The following is a 1,435-nucleotide window of genomic DNA, read 5'->3' on the forward strand; positions in this document are numbered from 1 at the left end:
GTAAGGGTGACTTGGTCTGTACATCCTGTATCGGTATCGGTTACCACTACATATAAAGTTTGTGGATTGGCTGGTGCTATTCCTATGGCTGTATTGGTATACGCTTCTGCGTCTACTGCATTGTCTTGTGCATTAGCATCATCTTGAGTTTCATAGTAACTCACACTCCAGCTTCCTTCTCCTCCTGTAATTTCATTGTCTTTTACCGTTAAATCAAAGACTGTGATTTCATCTGCAACGTCATCATCACATAATTGTAATGGTATTGGTTGCACTGCTACTGGTGGTAATTCTACGCTAAGTTCAAACAGACCTGTATCGACACAACCATTAGTATTACTTACTAGTCTTACATAGATGATTTGTGGATTACTGGTATTGGTATAGTTACCGACATTGGCTATTGGATTTGCTCCTGATTGTGCATCTAATATAGTTACGTGATAGGTTAGCGTTACATCTGTTTGTGTGCCCAAGATTTCTGCATCTTTGGTCGTTAAATCAAATTGTGCTATCCCATCTGCATTGGTATCACAGATTACATAGTCGTCTAGTGTTACGGGTACTTCTGGTGATTCTAGTACGCGAATCGTTAAAGTTTCCGAAGCATTATAACATCCTGTTATCGTGTTGGTGAGTCTGATGTAAATGGTTTGCTCGTTAATCACGATGTTCGTGTATGGACTTGCTAATGGATTGTCTCCCATATTAGCGTCTTCCAGCGTTTCGTGATAGGTTACTGCTGTATTTAATTCGCCTCCTATAATCTCCAATGTTCTTTCTTCTAGATCGAAACTTGCAAAACCATCGTTATCTGCATCACATTCTTCCAAATCTGTTGGTGTGGTTGGTGATGGGATTGGGTTGACTCTTAATAAAATCGTTGCGGTTGTGCTTACTGAACATCCTGTCACATCGTTAGTGGCCACAACGAATATTGTTTGTGGATTAGTGATGTTTATGTATGGACTTGTGATTGGGTTACTGTTCGTGTCTGCGTCTGCTTGCGTCTCGAAGTATGTTAAGCTGATGCCTGTTTGTCCGTCAAGGATTTCATCGGTTGCGTCTTCTAATATGAACGATTCCATCTCATCACCTGGATTATTGTCATCACATAATTCTAATGGTGCTGGTTGTACGAGTACTGGCAGCGCATTGACGATGAGTTCTAACGTGGTGAGTTTGTAGCATCCTGTTGCATTGTCTTCTACACGTACCCAAAGGATTTGATTAAATGCTTCGGTATTGGTGTAGTTGGCTGGATTTGCGATTGGATTACTTGGTAGCGCTGCATTGGTCTCATCTGCATAATAGCTTACCGTATATGAGGTTGGGTCTGCTAAGTTTTGAAGGATCTCTGCGTTTTTACTGGTCAAGTCAAATTGAGCTATACCGTCTGCTGATAAATCATCACAAACTTCTAATGCGGTTGGTC

1 pseudogene is annotated in these 1,435 nt (G+C 41.0%); it reads right to left on the minus strand.

What is annotated here, in order from left to right:
• Nucleotides 1-1,435 (minus strand): annotated as a pseudogene (locus IM744_RS20540) (hypothetical protein); the annotation flags it as partial.

The sequence above is a fragment of the Psychroserpens luteus genome, from assembly GCF_015319355.1.
Classification (GTDB): Bacteria; Bacteroidota; Bacteroidia; order Flavobacteriales; family Flavobacteriaceae; genus Psychroserpens; species Psychroserpens luteus.